This is a genomic window from Arthrobacter sp. NPDC089319 (assembly GCF_040684925.1).
Taxonomy (GTDB): Bacteria; Actinomycetota; Actinomycetes; order Actinomycetales; family Micrococcaceae; genus Crystallibacter.
The window spans coordinates 1-21,877 of record NZ_JBFBGZ010000019.1 but is presented as its reverse complement, the minus strand read 5'-3'; the positions used below and the strand labels follow the sequence as shown (position 1 = coordinate 21,877).

At 67.2% G+C, this 21,877-nt stretch carries 18 protein-coding genes; 13 read left to right on the top strand and 5 right to left on the bottom strand.

All coding sequences use genetic code 11. The features are described from left to right. Positions 1-12 precede the first annotated feature (12 nt). The 7 genes from AB0N75_RS18205 (at position 13) to AB0N75_RS18175 (ending at position 9,107) form a co-directional block, all read left to right on the top strand. A complete protein-coding gene (locus tag AB0N75_RS18205) occupies positions 13-366 on the top strand; it encodes a sarcosine oxidase subunit delta (RefSeq protein WP_364652351.1) in 354 nt (117 codons plus the stop codon). Next, entirely contained in the window at positions 363-3,311 is a 2,949-nt protein-coding gene (locus AB0N75_RS18200) for a sarcosine oxidase subunit alpha family protein (RefSeq protein ID WP_364652350.1), read from the top strand. The genes AB0N75_RS18205 and AB0N75_RS18200 overlap by 4 nt, the downstream gene beginning before the upstream one ends. Further along, positions 3,304-3,963, top strand: coding sequence for a sarcosine oxidase subunit gamma family protein (locus AB0N75_RS18195; RefSeq protein ID WP_364652349.1), 660 nt, complete (start codon positions 3,304-3,306; stop codon positions 3,961-3,963). Before AB0N75_RS18200 ends, AB0N75_RS18195 begins: the two co-directional genes overlap by 8 nt. A 1-nt stretch (position 3,964) precedes the next feature. After that, positions 3,965-5,458 carry an L-serine ammonia-lyase gene (locus AB0N75_RS18190; protein WP_364652348.1) on the top strand — a complete coding sequence of 498 codons (1,494 nt, stop codon included), beginning with the start codon at positions 3,965-3,967 and terminating at the stop codon, positions 5,456-5,458. Between the two features lie 16 nt (positions 5,459-5,474). Continuing rightward, the gene (gene purU, locus AB0N75_RS18185) at positions 5,475-6,338 is read left to right on the top strand and encodes a formyltetrahydrofolate deformylase (RefSeq protein WP_364652347.1); all 864 of its coding nucleotides are present in this window, start codon (positions 5,475-5,477) and stop codon (positions 6,336-6,338) included. 478 nt (positions 6,339-6,816) lie between these two features. Next, the gene (locus AB0N75_RS18180; protein ID WP_364652346.1) at positions 6,817-7,443 is read left to right on the top strand and encodes a TetR family transcriptional regulator; all 627 of its coding nucleotides are present in this window, start codon (positions 6,817-6,819) and stop codon (positions 7,441-7,443) included. Further along, positions 7,440-9,107, top strand: a complete 1,668-nt coding sequence (locus AB0N75_RS18175) for an MDR family MFS transporter (protein WP_364652345.1) — start codon at positions 7,440-7,442, stop codon at positions 9,105-9,107. The genes AB0N75_RS18180 and AB0N75_RS18175 overlap by 4 nt, the downstream gene beginning before the upstream one ends. Positions 9,108-9,245: 138 nt before the next feature. On the opposite strand, the gene AB0N75_RS18170 is transcribed toward AB0N75_RS18175, so the two are convergent. The 4 genes from AB0N75_RS18170 to AB0N75_RS18155 all read right to left on the bottom strand — a co-directional run bounded on the left by AB0N75_RS18170 (position 9,246) and on the right by AB0N75_RS18155 (position 13,560). Then, positions 9,246-10,349, bottom strand: coding sequence for a matrixin family metalloprotease (locus AB0N75_RS18170; protein WP_364652344.1), 1,104 nt, complete (start codon positions 10,347-10,349; stop codon positions 9,246-9,248). Positions 10,350-10,478: 129 nt separating this feature from the next. Further along, positions 10,479-11,582: a VIT1/CCC1 transporter family protein gene (locus tag AB0N75_RS18165; protein ID WP_364652359.1), complete on the bottom strand. Its 1,104-nt coding sequence runs from the start codon at positions 11,580-11,582 to the stop codon at positions 10,479-10,481. 310 nt (positions 11,583-11,892) lie between these two features. Then, a complete protein-coding gene (locus AB0N75_RS18160) occupies positions 11,893-13,056 on the bottom strand; it encodes a cation:proton antiporter (protein ID WP_364652343.1) in 1,164 nt (387 codons plus the stop codon). Between the two features lie 12 nt (positions 13,057-13,068). Continuing rightward, positions 13,069-13,560: a cation:proton antiporter regulatory subunit gene (locus AB0N75_RS18155; RefSeq protein ID WP_364652342.1), complete on the bottom strand. Its 492-nt coding sequence runs from the start codon at positions 13,558-13,560 to the stop codon at positions 13,069-13,071. A gap of 234 nt (positions 13,561-13,794) precedes the next feature. Between AB0N75_RS18155 and AB0N75_RS18150 the strand changes: the two genes are divergently transcribed. The 5 genes from AB0N75_RS18150 (at position 13,795) to AB0N75_RS18130 (ending at position 19,944) form a co-directional block, all read left to right on the top strand. Next, positions 13,795-14,370, top strand: a complete 576-nt coding sequence (locus tag AB0N75_RS18150) for a helix-turn-helix domain-containing protein (RefSeq protein WP_364652341.1) — start codon at positions 13,795-13,797, stop codon at positions 14,368-14,370. Positions 14,371-14,667: 297 nt separating this feature from the next. Beyond that, on the top strand, positions 14,668-15,732 hold the full coding sequence (gene speB, locus AB0N75_RS18145; RefSeq protein ID WP_364652340.1) for an agmatinase: 1,065 nt from the start codon (positions 14,668-14,670) through the stop codon (positions 15,730-15,732). Further along, positions 15,729-17,444, top strand: a complete 1,716-nt coding sequence (locus AB0N75_RS18140) for a thiamine pyrophosphate-binding protein (RefSeq protein WP_364652339.1) — start codon at positions 15,729-15,731, stop codon at positions 17,442-17,444. The genes speB and AB0N75_RS18140 overlap by 4 nt, the downstream gene beginning before the upstream one ends. A gap of 195 nt (positions 17,445-17,639) precedes the next feature. Further along, positions 17,640-18,125: a MarR family transcriptional regulator gene (locus tag AB0N75_RS18135; RefSeq protein ID WP_364652338.1), complete on the top strand. Its 486-nt coding sequence runs from the start codon at positions 17,640-17,642 to the stop codon at positions 18,123-18,125. Between the two features lie 139 nt (positions 18,126-18,264). Further along, positions 18,265-19,944, top strand: a complete 1,680-nt coding sequence (locus tag AB0N75_RS18130; RefSeq protein ID WP_364652358.1) for an MFS transporter — start codon at positions 18,265-18,267, stop codon at positions 19,942-19,944. A gap of 93 nt (positions 19,945-20,037) precedes the next feature. Here AB0N75_RS18130 and AB0N75_RS18125 read toward each other — a convergent pair whose 3' ends face one another. After that, positions 20,038-20,466 (bottom strand): very short patch repair endonuclease, encoded by a 429-nt coding sequence (locus AB0N75_RS18125; RefSeq protein WP_364652337.1) that lies wholly within the window; start codon positions 20,464-20,466, stop codon positions 20,038-20,040. Between the two features lie 207 nt (positions 20,467-20,673). On the opposite strand from AB0N75_RS18125, the gene AB0N75_RS18120 reads away from it, so the two are divergent. Next, positions 20,674-21,618, top strand: coding sequence for an aldo/keto reductase (locus tag AB0N75_RS18120; RefSeq protein WP_364652336.1), 945 nt, complete (start codon positions 20,674-20,676; stop codon positions 21,616-21,618). Positions 21,619-21,877 lie beyond the last annotated feature (259 nt).

Here is a 21,877-nt window from a genome sequence, read left to right as displayed (position 1 = left end):
AGGACTTCCTCGATGATCCTGATCGAATGCCCCTACTGCGGGCCACGCGACGAAACCGAATACCACTACGGTGGCCAGGCGCATGTGGCCTACCCCGCCGACCCGCACGCGCTGAGCGACAAGGAATGGGCCCAGTACTTGTTCTACCGGGAAAACCGCAAGGGCCTTTTCGCCGAGCGGTGGTCCCACGCCGGCGGCTGCCGGCGCTGGTTCAATGCCGTCCGGGACACCGTCAGCTACGAAATCAAGGCCGTCTACAAGGCCGGCGAACCGCAGCCCGACCTGGCCGCGCTCGCCGCCCCGGCAAGTGCCGCCCCGGCAACCGCCACCCCAACCGCCACCGCACCGGAAGGAGCCGCGAAGTGAGCACCACCCAGACCCACCGCCTGGCCGACGGCGGCCGCATCGACCGCGGATCCCCGCTGAGCTTCACCGTGGACGGCACCGCCTACACCGGCTACCGCGGCGACACCGTGGCCAGCGCGCTACTGGCCAACGGCGTGATCCGCTGCGGGAACTCCATGTACCTGGACCGCCCGCGCGGCATCATGAGCGCCGGCGTGGAAGAGGCCAATGCGCTGATCCACGTCTCCGCCTCCGGCCCGGCCAACCCGGTGGACGAGTCCATGCTGACCGCCACCACGGTGGAACTGCGCGCCGGCCTGCAGGCCCGCTACCTGTCCGGGCTGGGCACGCTGGATCCGCGCGACGACACCGCCCGCTACGACAAGAAATACGTCCACGCCGACGTGGTGATCGTCGGCTCCGGCCCGGCTGGCCTGTCGGCCGCCCGTGAGGCAGTCCGCGGCGGCGGCCGGGTGATCCTGATGGAGCAGGACATCGATTTCGGCGGCTCGCTGCTGTCAGCACCCGGCCAGCTGATCGAGGGCAAGCCGACAGCCGAGTGGACCGCGGAGGTGCTGGCCGAACTCGAAGCGGCCGAAGACTGCACGCTGCTGCGCCGCACCGTGGCCTTCGGCAGCTATGACTCCAACTACCTGCTGGCCAGCCAGCGCCGTACCGACCACCTGAGCGACGCTCCGGAAGGTGTCTCGCGCAGCCGGCTCTGGCACATCCGGGCCCAGCAGATTGTGCTCGCCCCGGGGTCCTTGGAGCGGCCGGTCACCTTCGCCAACAACGACCGGCCCGGCATCATGCTGGCCGGCGCGGTACGCAGCTACCTCAACCGGTACGCCGTGGCCCCGGGCAGCGCATCGGTCTTCTTCACCACCAACGACAGCGTGTACGACGCCGTGGCGGACCTGCGCGCCGCGGGCATCGCGGTCTCCGCCGTGGTGGACGCCCGCGCCGAGCTGTCCGCCAAGGCGGCTGCGGCCCGCGCCGCGGGCGTCGAGGTCATCACCGGTTCCGCCGTGGTGGACACGGAGGCCGCCGACGGCGGCCGGATCTCCGCGGTCACAGTCAGCGCCATTGACGACGGCGGTGCCCCCGTCGGCGCGACCCGGCGGATCGAGTGCGATCTGCTGGCCGTCTCCGGCGGCTGGACGCCGACCATCCACCTGCACAGCCAGCGCCAGGGCAAGTCCCGCTGGGACGAGGAGCTTGCCGCGTTTGTGCCGGTTGCTCCGGTGGCGGGCCAGCAGGTGGCCGGTGCGCTGAACGGCACCTTCGATACCGCGCACTGCGTGCTGGAAGGTGCGGCCGCCGGCCGTGCGGCAGCCCAGGCCGCCGGCTTCCCGGCAGCCGGGACGCAGGCGAGGCATCGCGCCGAGCCGGGCGCCGCCGTCGTTCTTTCCGCCGCAGAGAAGAAGGCCGCAGCGGGCAACTTCCGCCAACTGTGGCTGGTGCCGGCCATGGTCCAGGACGGCGGAGAGCCTGATTGGCGCAACCACTTCGTGGACCTGCACCGGGACCAGACCGTGGCCGACGTGCTGCGGGCGACCGGAGCCGGCATGCGCAGCGTGGAGCATGTCAAGCGCTACACCTCCATCTCCACCGGCGACGAGCAGGGCAAGACTTCCGGCGTGAACGTGATCGGCGTGATCGGGCATGCGCTGAAGAGCGGCGACATTGGCTCGATCGGCACCACCACGTACCGCGCGCCGTACACACCGGTGGCCTTCGTGGCGCTTGCCGGCCGCAAGCGCGGCGAGCTGTTCGATCCGGCGCGGCTGACCCCGATGCAGGAGTGGCATCTGGCCAGCGGGGCGGAGTTCGAGGACGTTGGCCAGTGGAAGCGGCCGTGGTTCTTCCCGAAGCCCGGCGAGGATATGGAGACCGCAGTGCTGCGCGAATGCGCCGCGGTGCGCTCCTCGGTGGGCTTTATGGACGCCACCACGCTGGGCAAGATCGAGGTCCGCGGCAAGGACGCGGCCGAGTTCCTGAACCGGATCTACACCAACGGCTACACCAAGCTGAAGGTGGGCAAATGCCGCTACGGCGTGATGTGCACGCCGGACGGGATGATCTTCGACGACGGCACCGTGATGCGCCTGGCCGAGGACCGGTTCTTGCTCACCACCACCACTGGCGGTGCGGCGAAGGTGCTGGACTGGTTCGAAGAATGGCTGCAGACCGAGTGGCCGGAACTGGATGTGGTCTGCACCTCGGTCACCGAGCAGTTCGCTACTGTGGCAGTTGTCGGGCCGAAGTCTCGGGCGGTGGTGGCCAAGCTGGCGCCGGACCTGGATGTCTCCAACGAGGCCTTCGCCTTCATGGACTTCCGCGACGTCACGCTGGCCAACGGTATCCCGGCGCGGATCTGCCGGATCTCTTTCTCCGGCGAACTGGCCTTCGAAATCAACGTGGACGCCTGGTACGGCCGGGTGGTGTGGGACGCGGTGGCCGAAGCCGGCGCCGAGTTCGGCATCACGCCCTACGGCACCGAAACCATGCACGTGCTGCGCGCCGAAAAGGGCTTCATCATCGTGGGCCAGGACACCGACGGCACCGTGACCCCGCAGGACGCCGGCATGGAATGGATCGTCTCCAAGGCCAAGGACTTTGTGGGCAACCGCTCCTACAGCCGGGCCGACAACGTGCGCGCCGACCGCAAGCAATTGGTCGGGGTGCTCCCGGTGGACCAGGACGTGCTGCTGCCCGAGGGGTCGCAGCTGGTCAAACAGGGCACCCGGATCGCTCCCGCCGAGGCTCCGGTCCCGATGGAGGGCCATGTGACCTCCAGCTACCGCAGCGTGGCCCTGGGCCGCACCTTCGGCTTGGCGCTGATCAAGAACGGCCGCGACCGCATCGGCGAAACTCTGCTGGCCCCGCTGGACGGGAAACTGGTGGAGGTCACCGTGGCAGACACAGTACTCTTCGACCCGGAAGGAAGCCGCCGAGATGGCTGAGCAGCTGATGGAACAGTCCGAACACAAGCAAACGCGGGCCGGCGAGCCGGTGCACCTGCGGCGCAGCCCGCTGGCCCACTTGACCGAAGCCATCCGCGGCGGCCAGGTGGCGGGGGAGCGCGCCGTGGCGCTGCGCGAAGTCCCGTTCCTGACCATGGTGGGCCTGCGCGCCGAGCCCGGCTCGGCCACCTCGGCCTCGTTGGAGGCCGCAGCCGGAGTCCCGTTGCCCACCAAGGTTGGCCAGGTCACCGGCGATCCGGAGGGCACCGCGGTGCTCTGGCTGGGCCCGGACGAGTACCTGTTGGTCGCCCCGGACGGCGCGACAGCCGGCGCGGATCTGGCTGCCGCACTCGGCGCTGAGCCGGGCGCCGTCGTCGACCTGTCCGCCAACCGCACCACGCTGGAGCTGTCCGGACCGTCGGCCCGGTTGGTGCTGGAAAAGGGCTGCCATGCGGACCTGCATCCCCGCGTCTTCGGTCCCGGCACGGCGATCAGCACACAGTTGGCCACGGTGCCGGTGTTGCTGTGGCAGACCGCAGAGCGTGACGGCGGCCCGGTCTACCGGATCATGCCCCGTGCATCGTTCGCCGACTTCACCGCCCGGTGGCTGCTGGACGCGATGACGGAGTTTGCTGCGCCCGAGGTTGATTGAGATGGCACTGAGCGCGCTGGACCTGTTCTCCATCGGGATCGGACCGTCGTCGTCGCACACGGTGGGTCCGATGCGGGCGGCTCGGCAGTTCGCCGAGTCGCTGGCCGAGGACGGGCTGCTGGAGTCGGTGTCCCGGGTCAAAGCCGAACTGTTCGGCTCGCTCGGTGCCACCGGCGTCGGGCATGGTTCGGACAAAGCGGTGGTCCTGGGCCTGCAGGGAGAGGACCCTGAATCCGTGGACCCGGATGCCGCTGATGCTCAGGTGGCGGAGGCTGCGGCGGGCCGGAAGTTGCAGTTGGCCGGAATCCACCCGGTGGAGTTCGACCCGGCGGCGGACGTGGTGCTGCACCGCCGCCGCTCGCTGCCAGCCCACCCTAATGGGATGACCTTCACCGCGTACGACGCCGGGGGCTCGCCGCTGCGCGAATCCTCCTATTATTCGGTGGGCGGCGGATTCGTTGTGCCGGCAGAGGAGGCCGAGCAAGCGGCCGGCGCGACCGACACCAGCGAGGCGACGGATGCCACCGGCGCGACCGGTGCGACCGACGCGGACACTTCCGCCGAAGCGGCCGGCGCCACCGTGCCTGGTGCTGTGGAGGGTCAAATTCCGTATCCGTTCAGCAGCGGCGCCGAATTGCTGACCCGCTGCCGCGAGGCCGGGACGTCCATTGCCGGCGTGATGCTGGCCAACGAGCTCACCTGGCGGACCGAGGCAGAACTTCGGGCCGCGCTGCTGCGGATCTGGGCCGTGATGCAGGAATGCGTCGAAAACGGCTGCACCCGCACCGAGGAGAGGCTGCCCGGCTCACTGTTGGTCCGCCGTCGTGCTCCGGGATTGCGGCGGAGGCTGCGCGCCGCCGAGGCGGCGCGTGCCGCGGAGGGCACGCCGGACGCGGACCCGCTGTGGGCGATGGAATGGGTGAACCTGTACGCGCTCGCGGTCAATGAGGAGAACGCCTCCGGTGGCCGGATTGTCACCGCGCCCACCAACGGCGCGGCCGGAATCCTGCCCGCCGTGTTGCACTACTTCACCAGGTTCGTGCCCGGCGCCGACGACGACGCGGTGGTGGACTTCCTGCTCACCGCGGCCGCCATCGGCATCCTGTTCAAGACCAACGCCTCGATCTCCGGGGCCGAAGTCGGCTGCCAGGGCGAGGTCGGGTCGGCCTGTTCGATGGCCGCCGGTGCCCTGTGTGCGGTGCTGGGCGGGACCCCCGAGCAGGTGGAGAATGCTGCAGAGGTGGGCATTGAGCACAACCTGGGCCTCACCTGCGATCCGGTGGGCGGGCTGGTGCAGATTCCCTGCATCGAGCGAAATGCGATTGCCAGCGTGAAGGCGATCAATGCCGCGCGGCTGGCGCTCGCCGGCGACGGCGACCACCGGGTATCCCTGGACATGGCGATCAAGACCATGCGCGATACCGGCGCGGACATGAAAGCCAAATATAAGGAGACGTCCCGCGGCGGGCTGGCGGTGAACGTCGTTGAATGCTGATCAGAACGGGAACACCATGTCGATCCACAATGAGCACATCCTGACGCTTGACTGCCCCGAGCGGCTGGGCCTGGTGCATGCCGTCTCCGGCTTCCTGGTGGAGTACGGGCAGACCATCCAGGAGCTTACGCAGTTTGACGACCGGCGGTCCGGGCATTTCTTCATGCGCACGGACTTCGCCGGGCAGAGCGGCGGGGCCACATCCACCGAGGAGTTGCGCGCGGCCTTTGCGCCGCTGGCCGAGAAATACGGCATGTCTTGGCAGCTGGAGCCCAAGGGCCGCAAGCGGCGGGTGCTGGTGATGGTGTCCAAGTTCGGGCACTGCCTCAACGACCTGCTGTTCCGCTCCCGAATGGGGGAGCTGCCGGTGGAGATCGTCGCCGTCGTCTCCAACCATCTGGACCACAAGGGCCTGGTGGAATGGCACAACATCCCGTACCACCATGTGCCGGTCACCCCGGATACCAAACCTGCCGCCGAAGCCGAACTGCTTGAGTTGATCGACGCGCACGACGTGGAGTTGGTGGTGTTGGCCCGCTACATGCAGGTGCTCAGCGACCACCTCAGCCGCGAGCTGACCGGGCGCACCATCAACATCCACCATTCATTCCTGCCGAGCTTCAAGGGCGCCAAGCCCTACCACCAGGCGTATGAAAAGGGCGTCAAAACCGTCGGCGCCACCGCCCACTACGTCAACGCCGAACTCGACGAGGGCCCGATCATCGCCCAGCAGACGGTGGAGGTGGACCATACGTTCGGTCCCGAGGATCTGGTGGCCGCCGGCCGCGATACGGAGTGCAAGGCGCTGACGAATGCGGTGAAGTGGCACTGCGAGGGACGTGTGATTTTGCACGGAAACCGGACTGTGGTGTTGCGGTAGTTTTCGGCTTCGGGATGGGTAATTTCCAACGCGCTTAGCGGCCACGGCGGACCCTTTCGTGTCGACTCCGTCGCCACGCGGGGACCCTGCCGCCCTGGCCTTCCTCGCTCGGCGATGCGGGCTTATGGAAACCACCCGTCCCTCCGACCGCTGGGCTGACCTATGTAGCCCGTTCGGCGATGCGCGCTTGTGAAAGCCACCCAACCCCTGAAACACCCGCGTTCCTCGGTGGGTGATGCGCGCTTATGAAACCTGCCCATCCCACTGAGCACGTTTCTGGTTGGGTGGTGCGCGCTTATGGACTGCCGTCACTTTCCGACAGCGGCCCGTCCGGCGCATTCGTCAGCGATACCTCTCGCCTCATGCCGTGGCCCCGCTAGCGGTGTGATGTTCGTCTAGGTTTTTGCAGGAGTGCAAGTTTGCACTTGTGAATGTTTTCTCGCGCTGGCACACTGGTTCGGTGAGTCAACTAAATTCCTTGCGTGAGCGTAAGCGCGCCGAGTGCTGGGCCGCGCTGCATGATGCCGCAGCCGAGGTGGCGCTGGAAGACGGAATTGAGAGCGTCACGGTGGACGGGGTAGCCGACGCCGCCGGGGTTTCCCCGCGCACGTTTTTCAATTACTTCCCGTGCAAGGAGGACGCGGTGCTAGGCCTTCGTGAGCCGGTGCTCGACGAAGCCATGTTGTCCAGATTCGACGTCCACGCCAACCTGCTGGACGAAGTCGGCAAGCTGATGCTGGCGGTAACCCGTTCCATTCAAGGTGGAGACGATGCGATCCGCCACCGAATCATGCAGAAGTATCCGCACCTGCTGCACCGCCGCGTCCAGTACGTGGTCAAGGTGGAGCAGTTGGTAACCACCGCTGTCTCCGAACTGCTCGCCGGGTCCGACCGGCTCGCGGACGCTGAACGGATTCTGGCCGCGCATCCCGTCGGTGGGCAGTACACCACCGAAGACACCGCCCGCATGCTCGTGCTAACGGCAGGCACGGCGCTTCGCTTTGCCATTCAAAAGACCATGTCCCAACCCACCCTGGAATCGCAGACCGAGGCGCTCGAGCATAGCTTGGCCCTGCTGCGCGCAGTCCTGAAGGAATCCGAATGAAGAAAGAGAGCCTGCAGGCGCAACAGCGCCCCGCGGCATCCGCACCGTCCCAGCCGGGTCAGCATGGCCACAGCCATGGCAACCTGCTGCTGGTGTTCGTTGCGCTGATGATGGCCATGTTGCTGGCCGCCCTGAACCAGACCATTTTGGCAACCGCATTGCCCACCATCGTGGGTGAACTGAACGGCGCCAACCTGATGCTCTGGGTGATCACCGCCTACATTTTGGCGGCCACCATCATGATGCCGATTTACGGCAAGCTGGGCGACCAGATCGGGCGTAAGTATCTGCTGGTCGGCGCGATCATCGTGTTCTTGATCGGCTCCGTGATCGGTGCCCTGGCCCCGGACATGGGCTGGCTGATTGCCTCCCGCGTGGTCCAGGGCCTGGGTGGCGGCGGGTTGATGATCCTGTCGCAGGCCATCATCGCCGACGTGGTCCCGGCACGGGAGCGCGGCAAGTACATGGGCGCGATGGGCGGCGTCTTCGCGTTCGCTTCCGTGGTGGGCCCGCTGCTGGGCGGCTGGTTCACTGAGGGGCCGGGTTGGCGCTGGGCTTTCTGGATCAATCTCCCCGTGGGCGCCTTGGCACTGGTTGGCGCGCTGTTCTTCCTGAAGTCGCGGCCGGTCACGGTGCGGCCGAAGCTGGATTTCTGGGGCATGCTGCTGATGGCTGCCGCCACCACCGGACTGGTCCTAGTGAGCAGTTGGGGCGGGAGTACCTATGCCTGGTCGGATCCGATGATGATCGGGCTGATCGCCGGGACCGTGCTGGCCGCCGTCGGGTTTGTGCTGGTGGAGCGCAAGACGGCCGAACCCATCATTCCCATGTCCATGTTCCGCGACCGCAATTTCATCATGACCACCATCGCGGGCCTGTTTGTCTCCGTGGCCATGTTCGGCGCGCTCGGCTACATGCCCACCTACTTCCAGATGGCTACCGGGGTAACTGCGACCGCAGCCGGCCTGCTGATGATTCCGATGATGGCTGCGCTGCTGGCCTCCTCAATGATCTCCGGCGTCCTGGTGTCCAAAACCGGCCGCTACAAGTGGATGCCGGTGGCTGGCTCCGCGATAGTGGCGGTTGCCCTGCTGCTGATGAGCTTTGTTCACGCGGATACCGGTGTCTGGGTGCTCTGCGTCTACCTGGGGCTGCTTGGTCTTGGCCTGGGCCTGAACATGCAGATTCTGGTGCTCATTGTGCAGAACTCCTTCCCGCTGCGGCAGGTGGGCACAGCGACGGCGGCCAACAACTTCTTCCGCCAGATCGGCGCCACGCTCGGTTCGGCCGTCGTAGGCAGCCTGTTCGCCCAACGCCTGGTCGACCTGCTGACCGACCGGCTGCCGTCCGCCGCGGTCGCAGCCACCGGCGGCGGAAACGCGCTGACGCCGGACATGGTGGAGCACCTCCCGGCACCCGTGCATGACGTCATCGTCGCGTCCTACAACGAAGCCTTGATGCCGCTGTTCCTCTACATGGTCCCGCTGGCCCTGGCCGCCACCGTGCTCTGCCTGTTCGTGGTGGAAAAGCCGCTGGCCACGACCCTGGAACCCGATGTCATGCCGGAGGCCATATCGGAGGGGAACGTGATGATCACCGCCGAGACCGAGGGCAACCATCCGGCGAACACGGACCTGCGCGGAGCCGAAGCAGGCCGCCGGTAGCATCCGTCTCGCAGCGTGCCGCCGCTCCGGCAGTGGCGGCCCGCTCGGAGTACCCGTCCCGCGGAGCCGCTCCGGCAGCCTGGGGGCCGCGGCTATAGAAGACCGTGCACCAGGCCCTCAACGTCCTCTAGCGACGTCCTAAAGCTCGGGAACACACTCGCCCTGGCCCAGCAAGGAGAGGCCGGAGAGGTCCCCGTCGGCAAATTCCAGGATGTCGTGGGACGCCTGTGCATACATCAGTTGGTTGGGGTCATCGACGTGGTCCAGTCCAATCAGGTGGCCCAGCTCGTGCATGATGATGGCCCGGGCGGAATTTTTGCCGGCGGGGGAGCCGAGCAACTGACGGAACTGCGGGGTGTCCAGTTCTATCTGGCCGGAGACATACGCGGAAACCCCACCCCGTGAGGCCCAGCCGCTTCCGCCCAGCCCAATGGTCGGGCCGGCCAGCGCGGGGCTGTGTTCGGGATCGGACCAGGCAATCAGCACCGGAGCCCAGCGCTCGCCGTAGCGGTCGGGCTGGTAGGAGGGGCGTCGCTCGGTGGGCCGCTCCGTGGTGGTGCCCTCGTAGATGAACTGCAGGCCGGTGGCATCGGAAACGCGTTGCACCGCCTGCTGGACCAGATCCGCGCCGCCGGCGGGGGAGTCCGTCGTACGGACCACGTAACGGATCGGACGGCAGGGGTCGTACGCGATGTAGTCCTGCCCCGCTGTCGGTGAGGCGAGGAAGCGATACGAATTGCTCTCCTCGTTCAGCGGCGCGGGAATGCCCAGCGGTGCCTCCGCGATGTCCACGCCCGACGGCGGAAACCCGCCGTGGCCCAAGCCCTCGGCCGTGGATCCGCCGTCGAACGGGGCAGCGTGGGCCGCCCCGCTGGGTTGCACCGCCGATGCGAACCGCGGCTGGGCAAGCCAGACGAAGGCCCAAGCCACCAAGGCAGCGATGGCGGCAAGCAGCATCAGCTTGCCGAACGGTGACGGACCGCCGCTGGGCTTCAGCTCCGGCCGCGTGACCGAGATGTGCCGCGCCGACGGCAGTGGCCGGACGGGCTGCTGCCACGGAACCGGGCCCTGCCGCGCGGTCGGGTTGACCCAGACATCCGGCTGTTCCGTGGCGGCATCAGGGCGCTGGCGTCCGTCGGAATCGGCCTGGGCCCACTGCGGCACCCGTCCGGTCCGGGATCTGGGCGCGGGCCAGCTGGGACCCGGCGCCTCGCCCGGGCCGTCTGTCGGCGGCCAGCCCATGGTCCCCCTCGCTTGGCGGACAGCGGGAGCCTCGTTGCCCCGCTCGCCTCAGAGTAACCAAGCCTTGGGACAAACGGTAGGTGTCTGCCAGGTGGCCGGCAGATGAACTGGCCGGCCGGGGCCGAGGTGTCAGGCTGCGCCGGTGCCGAACAACGAGCCCAACAGGTAGGTGGCCAGCGCGGCGCCGAAACCGATCGCCAGTTGCCGCAGGGCACGCCTGACCGGTGAAGCACCGGAGAGCAATCCAACGATTCCACCGGTCACCAGGAGCGCCAGGCCGACCAGTATCAGTGCGACCACCACGGCTGCTGTGCCCTGCAGGCCGAAGATGTACGGCAGGATCGGGATCAGCGCGCCGGAGGAGAAGAACAGGAAGCTGGACACGGCGGCATTCCAGCCGGTGCCGATCTCCTGATAGTCGTTCGCGTAGGACTCCGGCGCTTGCAGCGACAGGCTCGGATCGCAGTCGCAGTCCAGATAGCCCATTCGTTCGGCGGCGCGGTGCTCGGCCGCTTCCAAGGTCATGCCGCGGGCGCGGTACACCAGCACCAGCTCATTGGCCTTCAGGTCTAGGTCCGGTGCCGCCTGCAGCGTGATCTGGGTGGGCCGGGTGGCGGAGAGCAGTTCCCGCTGGGAGCGGACTGACACGTATTCGCCGGCACCCATGGAGAGCGCGCCGGCCAGCAGTCCGGCGAAGCCGCTGAACAGGATGAACCCGCTCGATACGCCGGTGGCTCCGATGCCCATGATCAACGCCAGGTTGGAGACCAAGCCGTCGTTGGCGCCGAAGACCGCGGCTCGGAAGTTGCCGGAGAGCCGTGCCCGGCCGCGGGTGGCCAGGCCGCGGATGACCTCTTCGTGGATCAGTTCGTCGGCGGCCATGGCCTCGGTGGCGGCGGGTTCGGTGGCGTACGGGGAGCGGCTTTCGGCCCGTTGTGCCAGGGCCAACACGAACACCGAGCCGAAGCGGCGGGCCAGGAAACGCAGCACGGTGCGGCGGAACGACGGACGGAGCCTTTGGTCGCCGTGCTCGCCCAGCAGGTCGCGCCAGTGCTTTTCGTGCCGGCCTTCCGCCTCGGCCAGGGCGAGCAGGATCTCGCGTTCTTCGCCGTCGCGGCGCTGGGCCAAGTCACGGTAGATGGCGGCTTCGGCACGTTCGTCGGCCAAATAGCGGCGCCATAGCCTGATGTCGGATTTCGACGGCGTTGCTTGGCCGTCGGAGTGGGGGTCCAGAGGGGTGGGGCCGGCTGGATCGGGGCTCGTTGTCACGCTGCTCCTGATTCGGACCGGAGACGGTTCGAGGATCTCCGGTCAGTTAACAATCAACTGACCGAAGGTCTCGCTCGCCTATGCGCAGGATCAGGTCGTGCCTTTTCGTGCGCCCAGGTGGACTGCCGGGCCGCTCATGCTGGCCAGTATGTCGACAGGCCTCCACGCCCTTGCGCGCAAGCAGCGCGGGCGGTGGAGCTACTCCCCTTCGCAACCTCCATTGTAGCTGGTCGGGGGGAGCAGGCCTCTCAGCCGGTGACGGGGCCTCGGGGTCTTAGGTCGGGCGTTTGCGTCGGTTCGGGTCAGTCCAGCTGTCTATGAATCGGGTCAGGACGGGGCCGGCCACTGCCAGAATCAGGACGTAGGCTGCAGCGAGGGGGCCGACCGTCGTGTAGCCGGCTGAAACCGCCAGCCCGGCTATGATCACGGAAAACTCGCCACGGGTCGTCAGCGCGGCCCCCGCCCGTAACCGTCCGCGGAGGTGGACTCCCTCCTTCCCTGCCGCATACCAGCCGCTGCCGATCTTGGTGGCGGTGGTGACAACCGCCAACAGCAGCACCGCAGGCAGGACCGGCACGACGTCGGCCAGGCTGATCGACAAGCCAAAGGTGAGGAAGAAAAACGCCGCGAACAGGTCACGTAAGGGGCTGAGGATCTGCCGTGCGCGGTCCGCGAAACTCTGCGGAATCGCGATACCGACCAAGAAGGAACCGACGGCCGCTCCGGCTCCTACCCCTTCGGCGATCCCGGCCACCACCAGCGCAATGCCCAGCAGCCGCAGCATGACTTGTTCGTCCTGCGGGTGGGCGAGCAGGCGCCCCACCCTGTGCCCCGCCTTGTGCGCCGCGGCCAGGATCAGGGAGACCGCGCCAAGCGCCAGAGCCACGCCGCCAGCTGCCTGCCAGGCCCCGCCGCCGGAGAGAAACACCACCAGCATCGGCAGGTATAAGGCCATCGCAATGTCCTCAAGCACCAGCACCGACAGGACCGCCGGAGTTTCCCTGTTCCCCAAGCGTCCGAGATCATCGAGCAGCCGCGCGATGATGCCCGACGACGACACCCAGATGACCCCGCTCAGGGCCAGAGCCGCCTGCCAAGGCAGTCCCAGCAGCAGCCCGAAAAGGAACCCGGGAACTGCGTTCAGCAGGAAATCCACCAAGCCCGAGCTTCGGTGCCGTTGGAGGCTGTGCATCAGTTCGGTCGCCGAGAATTCGAGTCCGAGCAGGAGCAGCAAGAGAATGACGCCGATCTCCGCGCCGGCCTCCACGAAGGGGCCCGCCGCGTTCACCGGCAGCAGCCGGCCCTCGCCGAAGAGCAGCCCGGACAGCAGGTAGAACGGAATCGGTGAAAGGCCGAGCCGGTGCGCGAGTAGACCGAGCCCGGAGAGGACGGCGAACAGTATCCCCAGTTCGATGAGCAGAAGCGAGAGATGCTGCACGGCGGCCCACGGCTATCCAGTTGGCGGTGGACTGATCAGTTCTTCAACCGCGGACAGCCCGTCGGCTCCGCCCACAACGATGAGGACGTCGTGGGACAGCAGGCGCTGCTGTGGAGTCGGCGCGGTGATCACGGATTCGCCGCGGATGACCGCCACAATGGAGCAGCCCGTCCGTGTTCTGGCCTTGGTGTCGCCCAGGGGGTGGCCCGCGTAGGGCGAATCCGGTCCAACGGTAATGCGTCTGGTTTCCAGCCCCGGGATTTCCTTGGAGAGCTGGGCGAAGCGCTGGGTTATCCGCGGGGCGCCGAGAAGTTCTGCGAGCTGTGAGGCTTCTTCCGGTTCCAGCTGGAGGCGGCTGACCGCCCGGTCCGGATCGTCCTCGCCGAACGTGAACAGGTCGGCCCCGCCCTCCCGGTCAATGACCAGAGCGAGCCTGACCCCGGAATTGGCGGTGAAGTCGTAGCGGATGCCGACGCCCGGAAGGATGGTTTCCTCGATGTCCACACCACGATCTTAGGCTCGCGAGCCAGCGCCGTGGATAGGCCCGGGCGGTCCGGCAAGGCATCGAGCGGAGAACACCGTAACGGCGGAAAGACCCCTACTTGCCCAGCAGGCAACAAGTGTTGAGTGTTAAGCTATTTGTGGTCTGCGGCACGTCGACTTCGGCCGCCCGCGGCGCCGGCCTATCCCGGTCGCTGCCTACCTGCTCCCACCACCTCGGCCCGAGAAGGATGTCTCGTGAAGGCACTGCCCGTCGAACCCAGCAATGACCCGGTGGCCATCGGGTCTCGGATCCGTGCAGCCCGCCAAGGGCAGCGGATGACCATCGAGCAGGTGGCGGACTCTACGGGGCTCACCAAGGGCTTCCTCAGCCGGGTGGAGCGGGACCTGACCTCGCCGTCGGTCGCGTCGCTCGTCACCTTGTGCCAGGTGCTGTCCATCTCCATCGGCGACCTATTCTCCATGCCGGAAACGCACCTCACGCGCGCAGGGCAGGGGCCGCGGATCAGCCTGGGCGGCGAAGGTATCAAGGAGGAACTGCTGACCGCCAGGCACGAGCGCCGGCTCCAGATCATCCGCGCCGTGATCGCGCCGCGAGGCCGTGGCGAAACCGACCTCTACGCGGTGGACTGCGACGTGGATGTCCTGCATGTGATTGCCGGCCGCATCACGCTGGTTTTCACGTCCGAACGCTACGAGCTTGCCGCGGGCGACACCATTTCCTTTTCCGGCCGCGAGCCACACACCTGGGTCAACGAGACCGACGAAGAGGCCATCGTCACCTGGACGCTGGTTCCCGCCGCGGCCCGTTAGTTGGCGCTGCACGAGCCAGTCCTGACCCGCCGCGCTGCGCCGGTGGCTCGTTGACTCGCTGCGCCGGCGGTCCGCTGACCGCTGCGCTGCGCCGGCGGTCCGCTGACCGCTGCGCTGTGCCGTCGCATGGTGCGCGCCGGCGTGTACGCCCGAACCGCGCGCACCGCACCGGCAACCTTGACTGTTACCGGTGCCACAAATACCATCTTAGGCAACAGATGTTGCACATAGGGCAACCTTGCCCCGCGCCGGGCGGCGCCGCGCATCCCGCGCCGTCGGCCGCATCGAAGGAGAACCATGGAAGAGCTTCGTGTTGAAGCCAACGGCCACCTCGGCCCGATCGACTCATCCCGGATTCCGCGCTACGCCGGCGCCGCCACCTTCGCCCGGCTGCCCCGCTTGGACCAAGTACAACAGGCGGACATCGCCGTCGTCGGTGTTCCCTTCGATTCGGGCGTTTCCTATCGCCCGGGTGCCCGCTTTGGCGCCAACCATGTGCGCGAGGCCTCGCGGCTGCTGCGCCCGTATAACCCTGCCTGGGACCTCAGCCCGTTCGAAGCGGTCCAGGTGGCGGACGCCGGTGACATGGCCGTCAACCCGTTCAACATCAACGAGGCCATCGAAACCATCCAGCAGAACGCGCTGGACCTGACCGCCGCTGGCACCAAGCTGGTCACGATTGGCGGCGACCACACCATTGCCCTGCCGCTGCTGCGGGCGGCTGCCGAGCGCGCCGGCGGACCGGTGGCCATGCTGCACTTCGATGCGCACTTGGACACCTGGGACACCTACTTCGGCGCCGAATACACGCACGGCACGCCGTTCCGCCGCGCGGTGGAGGAAGGCATCCTGGATACCGAATCCATCTGCCATGTGGGCACCCGAGGCCCGCTTTACGGCAAGAAGGACCTCGACGACGACCACCGCTTCGGCTTCGGCATCGTCACCAGCGCCGACGTCTACTACCAAGGTGTCCGGGAAGTAGTGGCCAAGCTGCGCGACCGGATCGGCGACACCCCGCTCTATATCTCCATCGACATCGATGTGCTGGACCCGGCCCATGCGCCCGGCACTGGCACCCCGGAAGCCGGCGGCATCAGCAGCCGCGAACTGCTGGAAATCATCCGCGGCTTCCGCGGCATGAACATCATCGGCGCCGATGTGGTGGAAGTGGCGCCGGCGTACGATCACGCCGAAATCACCGGGGTGGCCGGCAGCCATGTGGCCTACGAACTCGTCTCTTTGATGGCCGACAACGCCGTAGGCGGCGGCTCCCGCAATGGTTACGACGCGCAGGCGCTGGCGGCCCCGCGGCCGTCGCAGCCGCAGGACATCGAGTCGGATCAGGAGTCCTTCGAATGACGGCACCGAAGAGCGGGGCCCTTCCCGGCGCCGGCGCGGCCCACGCCGGGCCTTCCAAACCGGCCGTGCGCAACGGCGGGGACCTCGTCGTCGAAACTCTCAGTGCTTTGGGCGCGACGACGGTGTTCGGCATTCCGGGGCAGCATGCCTTGGGCCTGTTTGACGCTTTGTCCAGGTCGCCGCTTCATTTCGTCTCCTCCCGAGTGGAGAACAACTCGGCTTTTGCCGCCGACGGGTTCTCCCGTGCCACCGGCGATGTTGGCGTGCTGTTCCTCTCCACGGGCCCCGGTGCGCTGACCTCGCTGGCCGGGCTGCAGGAAGCCTACGCCACGGGGGTGCCGATGGTGGTGATCGCCAGCCAGATCCCGTTGGAAGGCCTCGGCGCCCGCCGCAAGGGCATGCTGCACCAACTCGACGACCAGAAGGCCTCGGCCGCAAATGTCACTAAGAGCCAGCGGCTGATCCAGCACGCCTCCGGCATTCCGTCCGCCATCCAGGATGCCTGGACCGAGGCCATCTCCTCGCCGCAGGGGCCGGTCTGGGTGGAGGTGCCGCAGAATGTCCTGCTGGATCCCATCATGGTGCCGCCGGTGGAGGATGCGCTGGCCGAAGCGTTCGACAACCCGCCGCGGACCGAACTGGTCAAGGAAGCGGTGCGTTGGCTCACCGAAGCCAAGCGCCCGGCGATCATCGCCGGCGGCGGCGCCCGCCGGGGTAAAGCCGAACCATGGTTGCTCTCCATTGCGAAGAAACTGCACGCTCCGGTGGTCTGCTCTCCGGGCGGCAACGGTGCGTTCCCGTGGAATCACGAACTGTCGCTGCAGTCCTGGGTGGAGGACCGGTATGTCACCGACGTCCTTGAAGAGGCCGACGTCCTGGTGGTGGTGGGTTCGTCGCTGGGCGAGGTGACCAGCAACTACTTCACCATGGAACCGCGCGGCCGGATCATCCAGATCGACGCCGAACCGCGCGTGCTCGAGTCCAACGGTCCGGCGCTGGGCATCCGCGCCGACGCCGGCCAGGCGCTGCACGCCCTCGACGACGCCCTCTCCGGCGAGCCGCGGAACCGGCCGGACTGGCACGGTCAGACCCCCGAGCAGCTGGTCAAGGACACGCTGGCCAAGGTTCAGGCCCGGCTGGACAGCCAGGACCTGGCCAAGGAGCGGGCCTTCATGGCCGATATCCGCGCGGCCGTCCCGGACGCCATGCAGACCTTCTGGGACATGACCATTTCGGCCTACTGGGCCTGGAGTTGCTGGGACTCGCGCCAGGGCCAGTTCCATTCCGCCCAGGGTGCCGGCGGCCTCGGGTTCGGTTTCCCCGGCGCCCTCGGCGGCAGCGTGGGCCTGGCCAGCCAGGGAAAGTCGGCCCGGGTGCTGGCCGTCTCCGGCGACGGGTCGGCCATGTACTCGATCAGCGAACTGGCCACCGTGCGCCAGCACAACCTGCCGGTGACCTGGCTGATAGTGGACGACGGCGGTTATGGCATCCTGCGCGAGTACATGGAAGGCGCATTCGGCCAGGCCACGGCCACGGAGTTGGCCCGGCCCGACTTCGTCGCCTTAGCCGAGTCCTTTGGCGTGCCCGCCCGGCGGGTAGCGCCCGAGGGTATCCGCACTGCGCTCGAGGAGAGTTTCGCCGCCGAGGGCCCGAACGTCGTCGTCGTGGAGACCCTGCTCAAGATGTTCGCGCCCACGCATCTGGACAACTGACCCGCGGCAGGGCCGGCGTGGGGCGGTCCGGCAGCCCAATTGAGGTATCAGCAGCCGGCCTTCTCAGACCCGAGAAGGCCGGCTGCTGACTCTTCGATGCGGTGAGGGTGTGCGCCAGATCCCCTTCATTTAGTTTGCCAAGACAACTAGTGGGAGTTATAGTTGCTTTAGGCAAGTATAAGAATGAGGTGTGCCGTGGCTGTCGAAACCGAAACCGCCCAAGAGCTTGTGGCCTGCGTTTTTTCCCTGCAGCGGTCCCTGCGTGCCGCGACGCACCACATGGCGGATCCGTCCGGCCCGGGCTTCGCGCTGCAGGGCGTAATGCGGATCATCGGCGAAGCGGGGGAGCTCCGGGCCACCGAGCTGGCGGCCAAGCTGGGCATCGGTCCGGCGGCCCTCAGCCGGCACATCGCGGACCTTGAGGCGACAGGTTTCGTGATGCGGAGACCGCATCCCGACGACGGCAGGGCGTCGCTGATCTCGCTGTCCGAGGCCGGCGAAGCCAGCATGCGGGCCGAGGCGATCCGCCGGGCTTCCCTCATGCAGGGCATGCTTGGCGACTGGTCAGAGGGCGAAGCCCAAGCCGCCATCACCGCCGTCGGCCGCCTGGCCGAGGCCCTCCACACCTCGATCCTGTCAACGAAGCCGGGAACCCACCGCTACGATCCCGCAGGAGTCTGACCCGTTGAACGAATCCACTGAACCAAGCCAGGCCTCGGACGTGCTGCTCAAGGAGCGCACGCTGCCGGGCAACTCTCCCGCCGAACGGACAAATGCCGAACAGGCACCCGCCAAGCGGACCTCCTCCGACGGCGACCTGATGAGCCACAAGCAGATCCTGCAGGTCCTCACCGGCCTGCTCGCAGCCCTGTTCACCGCGATGCTCTCCAGCACGATTGTGGGCAACGCGCTGCCCACCATCATCGCCGAGCTGCACGGTACCCAGACCGATTTCGCCTGGGTGGTCACCGCGGCGTTGCTGGCGAATGCCGCCACCACTCCGATCTGGGGCAAATTCGCCGATCTGTACAACAAGAAGCTGCTGGTACAGCTCTCCATTGTCATCTTTGTGGCCGGTTCCGTGCTGGCTGGATTTGCCCCGGACATGACCACGTTGCTGACCGCGCGGGTGGTCCAAGGTATTGCGATGGGCGGCCTGACCGCGCTGGTCCAAGCCATCATCGGCACCGTCATCCCGCCGCGCGAACGCGGACGCTACGCCGGCTACATGGGTGCCGTCATGGCCGTGGCAACAGCCGGTGGTCCGCTGCTGGGCGGCTTCATTGTGGACAGCCCGTTGGGCTGGCGCTGGACCTTCTTTGTCTGCGTCCCGCTGGCCGTGATCGCCCTGCTCGTGCTGCAGAAGACGTTGAAGCTGAGCCACGTGCGCCGCCACGTGAAGATCGACTGGCTCGGTTCGGTGCTGCTGACGGCGGGCGTGTCGATCCTGCTGATCTGGGTCTCCTTCGCCGGCCAGCCCGGCCACTACGCGTGGCTCTCCGGGACCAGTGCGCTGATGGTGGGCATCGGTGTCCTGCTTCTGGTGGTGTTGGTGTGGGTGGAGTCCAAGGCTGCCCAGCCGATCATCCCGCTGAAGATCATCACCGAGCGCACCACCGCGCTGTCCATCATCGCTTCCATCTCCGTGGGTGTGGCGATGTTCGGCTCCGCCACGTTCGTCGGCCAGTACTTCCAAGTGGCCCGCGGGGCGACGCCGACCGAAGCCGGCTTGCTGATGCTGCCCATGGTTGCGGGCAACCTGCTCGGTGCCACAGTCTCCGGGCAGCTGATTACCCGCTATGGCAAGTGGAAGCGCTTTCTGGTTATCGGGGCCATTCTGGTGATCAGCGGAACCGGCCTGGCCGGCATGATGGACCATCAAACGTCGTTCTGGCTGGCCGGCATCTTCCTGCTGCTGCTCGGCATGGGCATGGGCCTGCTGATGCAGAACCTGGTGCTCGGCGTGCAGAACACCGTGCGGGCCAAGGACATCGGCGCGGCCAGCGCCTCCGTGGCGTTCTTCCGCTCCTTCGGCGGCGCCATCGGCGTCTCGGTGCTCGGCGCCGTGCTCGCCGGCCGGGTCAATACCCTGGCCACCGCCGGCATGCGGGACGCGGGCATCCCGGTCTCCGGAGACGGTGCCGGTGCCACGCTGGACTTCGCGGCCCTGCCTCCCGCGGCCGCAGAGATCATGCGGTCGGCCTATGGGGACGGCACGGCCCTGATCTTCCAACTGTCCGCCGTCATCGCGGTTGTGGCGCTGATTGCAGTGCTGTTCATCAAGGAACGGCCGCTGCGCCGCACGATCGACATCAAACCGACCACCGCCAGCCCGGTGGAACCCGGCATGGTCGGTGGCGCCGGACCGGTGCTGACCGGTTCGCTTCCGGTGGTCGACGGCGCCCGGCCCACCGGCGGCGCCCGGCCCACGGGCGGCGGGCAGTACGAGACGGCCACCGGCCAACATGACGCGGTCGTCGGCGGGCCGCGCAGAAAATAACGACGACGGAGCACCTCGCCCTGGTGGCCACCGGGCGAGGCGCTTTTTGCGACGGAGGCCGGAACTGGCCCGGTATCCGGTCGCCCGGCCGGTTCAGTCTAAAAACTCCACCAACCGGTCCTCGAGGGCGGCCAGATCGCCAACCTTCTTGAATTCGCACTCCCACACGGTGAGGACCTGCCAGCCCGCCTCCTGCAGCGCCGCCTGCTGGATTTTGTCCCGGGCGGCCGTGCGAGTGCGTTTGGCGTCCCAGAACTCGGCGTTGGACTTCGGCGCATGCTGGCCGACTCTGCAGTCGTGGGCGTGCCAGAAGCAGCCGTTGACGAAGATGACCTTGCGGCGCCCCGCGAACACCAGATCCGGTTTGCCCGGCAGCTTCTGGCCCCCGGCGCTGCCATGCAGGCGATAGCGGTAGCCTCTGGCATGCAGCAGCCTCCGGACCAGCAACTCCGGTTTGGTGTTCTTGCCGCGGATCTTGGCCATATTGGCGCTGCGCTGCTGGGGTGTCAGCAAGTCAGCCATGGTTTAAGTCTAGGTTGCACGGACAGGCAAGCCGGAGGCCTGCCGCCGGTGGAATTGGCGGCCGAACTGGAGAGCCGGGTCGCCAATCGTGACGTTTTGCACGTGACTGCGCTCTCATTCGCGACCGGAGCGGCAGCCGCCGCACTATCCTTTAAGGCTGTAGCGGCGGGCGAAGATCCGCTGCCCTTCCCTTCGAAAGGACTCTCGATGCGCTTGATCGGCACTTCGGACCTCAAGATTTTCCCGCTCGCTTTGGGCGGCAACACCTTCGGCTGGACCTCCGATGAGCCCGGCTCGCAGCAGGTACTGGATGCCTTCGCCGATGCCGGCGGCAACTTCATCGACACCGCGGACAGTTACTCCTCCTGGGTTCCGGGAAACACCGGCGGTGAGTCCGAGTACATCATTGGCCGCTGGATGGCCGAGCGGAAGAACCGTGATTCGGTGGTCATTGCTACCAAAGTCGGTGGACACCCGGAGCTTCAGGGCCTCTCGGCGGTGAACATCGCTGCCGCCGCGGAGGCTTCGCTGCAGCGGCTGGGCACGGACCATATTGACCTTTACTACGCCCATCATGACGACGAGGGCACGCCGCTGATCGAGGCGGCCGCAGCCTTTGACGCTTTGGTGAAGGAGGGCAAGGTCCGCCAGATCGGGCTGTCCAACCTGTCTCCGGAGCGGATCGCTGAGTGGATCAGCATCGCCCAGCAAAATGGCTTCGCGCTGCCGGTGGCGCTGCAGCCGCACTACAACCTGGTGGCCCGTAAGGGTTACGAGCAGGGTTACGCGCCGCTGGCCCGGGAGCACCATCTCTCGGTCTTCCCCTACCTCTCATTGGCCGCAGGCTTTCTGACCGGCAAGTACCACAGCACCGACGACGCCGAGGCTAGCCCGCGCGGCGGCATGGTGGGGGACTACCTCACCGCCAAAGGCTTCGCGGTGGTGGATGCCGTGGAGACCATCGCCTCCTCCCGTGGGATCTCCATCACGACGGCGGCGCTCGCCTGGCTGCTCAGCAAACCGGGCATCACCGCGCCGCTGGCCAGCGCCCGGACGCCTCAGCAGCTGCCGGAGCTGATGGCTGCCGCGGACGTGGATCTGACCGCCGAGGAAGTTTCCGCCTTGGACCAGGCGTCGCGGCCCTTCGCCTGAGCACTCCGCTTGAGGGCGGTCCACACTGACCGACGGCGGCGTCCACCGGGCGTCCTCTAGCGGTCGTTGCAACACCCTGACTTTGGGAGTTGCAACGACCGTGTCGTCTTTAGGCGAGAAGCCCTCGAAACAAGGAAAGTACACGCAGGAGGAAAAGGAAGGGTTTTTCAGGGAGCTTGACCGGCTTGGAAGTGTCACAGCCGCGGCCCGGGCACTCAAATTGAACCCGATGACCTGTTACGCATGGGCCCGCAAAGCC

What these genes read in the sequence shown, in the direction of transcription:
- AB0N75_RS18120 (WP_364652336.1), top strand. Translation starts at nt 20,674, where the DNA reads ATGCGCTTGATCGGCACTTCGGACCTCAAGATTTTCCCGCTCGCTTTG.
- AB0N75_RS18170 (WP_364652344.1), bottom strand. Translation starts at nt 10,349, where the DNA reads ATGGGCTGGCCGCCGACAGACGGCCCGGGCGAGGCGCCGGGTCCCAGC.
- AB0N75_RS18205 (WP_364652351.1), top strand. Translation starts at nt 13, where the DNA reads ATGATCCTGATCGAATGCCCCTACTGCGGGCCACGCGACGAAACCGAA.
- AB0N75_RS18175 (WP_364652345.1), top strand. Translation starts at nt 7,440, where the DNA reads ATGAAGAAAGAGAGCCTGCAGGCGCAACAGCGCCCCGCGGCATCCGCA.
- AB0N75_RS18190 (WP_364652348.1), top strand. Translation starts at nt 3,965, where the DNA reads ATGGCACTGAGCGCGCTGGACCTGTTCTCCATCGGGATCGGACCGTCG.
- AB0N75_RS18140 (WP_364652339.1), top strand. Translation starts at nt 15,729, where the DNA reads ATGACGGCACCGAAGAGCGGGGCCCTTCCCGGCGCCGGCGCGGCCCAC.
- AB0N75_RS18125 (WP_364652337.1), bottom strand. Translation starts at nt 20,466, where the DNA reads ATGGCTGACTTGCTGACACCCCAGCAGCGCAGCGCCAATATGGCCAAG.
- AB0N75_RS18195 (WP_364652349.1), top strand. Translation starts at nt 3,304, where the DNA reads ATGGCTGAGCAGCTGATGGAACAGTCCGAACACAAGCAAACGCGGGCC.
- purU (WP_364652347.1), top strand. Translation starts at nt 5,475, where the DNA reads ATGTCGATCCACAATGAGCACATCCTGACGCTTGACTGCCCCGAGCGG.
- AB0N75_RS18130 (WP_364652358.1), top strand. Translation starts at nt 18,265, where the DNA reads ATGAGCCACAAGCAGATCCTGCAGGTCCTCACCGGCCTGCTCGCAGCC.
- speB (WP_364652340.1), top strand. Translation starts at nt 14,668, where the DNA reads ATGGAAGAGCTTCGTGTTGAAGCCAACGGCCACCTCGGCCCGATCGAC.